Below are 4,042 nucleotides of genomic sequence, written 5' to 3'. Positions count from 1 at the left end.
GCATTATGCTGAACAATATGTTGGGGGAAGAAGACCTCAATCCCCAGGGATTTTACCAATGGCAACCGGGGCAACGTTTATCATCAATGATGGCCCCCACTATCCTTTTGGATCAGGAACAACCCCAGTTAGTTTTGGGGTCAGGGGGATCAAATCGTATTCGCAGTGCCATTTTGCAGGTGGTCTGCCATCACCTGGATTACCAATTACCGTTAACTAAAGCGGTGGGGCAGGGACGTATCCATTGGGAAGCCCACAAATTGGATTTGGAGCCAACCCCTGTGGCTGACATTCTGGCCCAACTGCAATTTGACGATGATACCGAGAGTACCCTCTGGACAGAACAAAATATGTTTTTTGGGGGAGTCCATGGGGTTGCCATCACTAGCGCTGGGACCCTGGAAGGGGTTGGGGATCCCCGGCGATCGGGGGCCGTAGCCTACAGTGTCGAATAACATTGGTTACAATTCTTAGGGCAATGCGGTAAGTTATTTAGCGAACAGCGTTTCCCCCTTTTGCGATTACGGCTGAGTTGTCTGGTCACATTCCCAATGAAATCAATCCATCCGCTCAAATTTTGGTCTTCTTCCACTCTGTTGTTGCTACTCAGCACCAGCGTCGGTGTCTTTTTGCCCGGCTTCAGTGGCGGCCAGGGGACGATCGTCGTGGCCCAAAGTCCTACTATTACTCCCGCTGAGACCCCCCTCCCATCTGTGGAGACAGGAACGGAGAGTAGCGCCAATGGGTTCGCTTTGCCTGAGTTACCCCCCGCCATGCCCGATGAGCGTTTGAATCCTTCTGGTAATCCCCTCATGTTTCCCACCAAACCCGACGAGGTGGATACCACGGTACGGCAGGCCATTACCTTGGACGAAGCTATTGCTTTGGCCCTTAGGAACAATGAACAGCTACAGGAGGCCAAGCTATCCCTGGAGCAACAAGAGGCTGGTTTAATGGCTGCCCGGGCGGCCCTCTACCCCAATTTAGATACAGATTTCACCTTTAGTCGGGATAGTAGTGCGGCGGCCGAAGCCAACAATGCCCTCATTGCCAACCAGGATCAAACCACCACCATCACCCCAGAATTACGCCCGGAAACCAGCACCAATGCGGTGGGTAATATTAACTTGACCTACAGTATCTATGCCGGTGGGGAAAGGAGTGCCCAAATTGCTAAGGCGGAGCAGTTGGTGCAAAACAGTCGCCTTCAAGTGGAAGTGGTGGCGGAACAAACCCGCTTTGAAGCTACGGATCGTTACTATGCTCTCCAAGGGGCCGATGCTCAGGTGGCGATCGCCCAGGCTTCCGTGGAGGATGCTTCCCAGAGTTTACGGGATGCCCGCCTTCTGGAACAGGCTGGTTTAGGGACTCGTTTTGATGTGTTACGGGCGGAAGGGGATTTGGCCACTGCTAATGAAGCTTTAACCAGATCGATCGCTGATCAACGCAATGCCCGCCGCCGCCTGGCCCAACTGCTGAGTGTGGGGCAACGGGTGGAATTAACCGCTGCTGATGAAATTGTGGAAGCGGGGGATTGGAACTTACCCCTCGATGAAAGCATTGTGCAAGCTTACAAAAATCGAGCTGAATTAGAACAGCAATTAGTGCAAATTGAGGTGAGTGAACAGGACCGCTACATTGCCCTGGCGGCAATGAAACCCAGGGTGGATTTTCTGGCTAATTACACCTACCAAAACAATTTCGATAGCAGTGCCGGGTTAGTGGATGGTTATTCCTTTGCCGCCCGGGTACGCTGGAACTTTTTTGACGGGGGAAGAGCATTGGCTGAAGCCCGCCGGGCCGATCGCCAAATGGACATTGCCAAAACCACCTTTGCTGAACAGAGAAATCAAATTCGCTTGGAGGTAGAGGAATCCTACTACACCCTAATCTCCAATAAAGAAAATATTGGTAGTACCCGCACCAACGTCATTCGTTTTGAAGAAGCTCTCCGTTTAGCCCGATTGCGTTTCCAGGCTGGGGTGGGGACCCAAACCGATGTTATTAATGCCCAACGTGATCTGGCCAACGCCCGGGGACGGTTCCTGCAGGCAATTATTGGCTATAACCAGTCCTTGAACCAACTCCAGCGTTCCATTAGTAATTTGCCCAACAACCATCTCTTTGATATTCAACCCTAGAGGGTATCTGCGAAATCCCAATTTGCCTCTTAATTCTGCACAGCCAAACCCCCCAATGGTGGCAGATTTTTCCCATGTGACAGTCCAGGGGCATCATCTAAACCGGCCCTTTTTCCCAACCTAATTTTCCCTATGGCCACCGACTTTGCTGAGCTAACACTGCAACAAGCGTTTGTTTTTGGCGTACCGGTACATCTGTGCAATGACTATGGCCATTGGCTGGAAAATTGTCTTGCCCTTGGTCAAGGGGCCCACGTGGTTACCCTCAACTCGGAAATGGTGATGCTGGCCGAAAAAGAAGCGGCGGTGCAGCGAGTTATCCAGCGGGCGGAACTGGTTATTCCCGACGGGGCTGGGGTAACCATTTATTTGAAACTGGAAGGCATCGAGCAAAACCGTTGCCCTGGCATTGAACTGGCGGAAGCGATGGTGCGTCACATTGGCCGGAGTAAGAGGAATCAGGCGATCGCCTTTTATGGAGGGGCACCGGGCATTGCTGAGCTGGCGGCCCAACGTTGGCAAGGGGAATATCCAGGGTTGAAAATTTTGGCAAACCATGGCTTTTTAACTGAAGCGGAGCAGAAAGCTTGGCAACAAACCCTGGCCCAGGAGCAGCCCTGTCTAATTTTGGTCGGTTTGGGCGTTCCTCGGCAGGAGTATTGGATTCGGGACCACCGCCACCTTTGTCCCCAAGGGATTTGGATTGGGGTAGGGGGAAGTTTTGATGTGTGGTCTGGTACTAAGGAAAGGGCACCGGAATTTTTCTGTCGCTATAACCTGGAGTGGTTTTATCGGCTCTACCAAGAACCCTGGCGCTGGCGGCGGATGTTGGCCCTGCCTAAATTTTTCTTCCGCACCCTCATCCATCGGTGATGTTTTAACCATAAATTTTGCTCCGGGGACGAAAAGGGGGAGAAATTGTGGATAAAGGTTACGCCTGGGGGAAATTGGGTTACATTTATTAGGTATCGCCGTCTAGATTGGTGTTGACTGGCAGGCGATCGCCCACACCTCCGGTTACGCTGACGAAATATTAAATTTTATTAACTTTTGCGGCTTATTTTCCAGTCCGTTGGTCATTTTGGTTGAGGAGTGTTCTGTGATGATTAACCGATCGATGAAATCTTGTTTATTAGCGGCCCTAGGGGGATTGCTACTGGGGGGAATGGCCGCTCCGGCGATCGCCAACCCCGTTAGTATTGTCCCTGGTATGGCGGCCCCAGCCCCGGACAAAGAAACGGCCCAAGCCAACTATGACCAGAGTTACCAAGCCTATACAGAGCTTTTGGGGCAGGTCACCAGCATTAACCAGTTTCGGGACGTGTCCCCCAACAATTGGGCCTACGAAGCACTGCGGAATTTAGTCGATAACTACGGTTGTATTGTTGGTTACCCTGATAGAACTTTCCGTGGCGATCGGGCTTTGACCCGCAACGAGTTTGCCGCCGGTTTGAGCGCCTGCCTAACTCAGTTGGAGGCAAGAATGTTGGCCTCCCGGCAACAATTGGGGCAGTTTATGGAAGAAAAAGAAACATCCATCGCCGCTGGGGACACCCTGGAGAATGTTTTCACCCGAGCTTCCTACAATTCCACAGGGCGTTTTTACGACCTCACCAGTATTTCTGGACAAGCTAACAAAATTTTCGGTTGGCGCAGTTGGCCTGGCTCCTACTTTGACAACATGATTGCTGAAGACGCGGCAGTGGTGGAAGCTGTTTACCAAGATGCGTTGGAGCAACAAACCAGGGGCACCGTGATCCATACCAGGGACTTACCAGACCCCTTTAACCAGTCCCTGTTGGAAGATTGGTCTCAATACACCCGCTTTGGGAATCCTCCTCTGCCCCCCACCGCCCCCGGTTTTTAAGGCATTAACGCTCGTTTTCCTCTGAACCTATGTT

General features: G+C 51.9%; 4 protein-coding genes. All 4 read left to right on the top strand.

The window, feature by feature from the left end; all coding sequences use genetic code 11:
* Window positions 1-455: gamma-glutamyltransferase (locus IQ219_RS17525; protein ID WP_194073462.1), on the top strand; the 455-nt coding region annotated here is incomplete at its 5' end.
* Window positions 456-551: 96 nt separating this feature from the next.
* Window positions 552-2,141, top strand: a complete 1,590-nt coding sequence (locus tag IQ219_RS17520; RefSeq protein WP_190596354.1) for a TolC family protein — start codon at window positions 552-554, stop codon at window positions 2,139-2,141.
* 132 nt (window positions 2,142-2,273) lie between these two features.
* Window positions 2,274-3,014, top strand: a complete 741-nt coding sequence (locus tag IQ219_RS17515; RefSeq protein WP_194019505.1) for a WecB/TagA/CpsF family glycosyltransferase — start codon at window positions 2,274-2,276, stop codon at window positions 3,012-3,014.
* Between the two features lie 229 nt (window positions 3,015-3,243).
* Window positions 3,244-4,008: an iron uptake porin gene (locus tag IQ219_RS17510; RefSeq protein WP_194019521.1), complete on the top strand. Its 765-nt coding sequence runs from the start codon at window positions 3,244-3,246 to the stop codon at window positions 4,006-4,008.
* Window positions 4,009-4,042: the final 34 nt, after the last annotated feature.

It is taken from the genome of Synechocystis sp. LEGE 06083 (assembly GCF_015207725.1).
Classification (GTDB): domain Bacteria; phylum Cyanobacteriota; class Cyanobacteriia; order Cyanobacteriales; family Microcystaceae; genus Synechocystis; species Synechocystis salina.
This window is presented reverse-complemented; position numbering and strand designations above follow the sequence as displayed.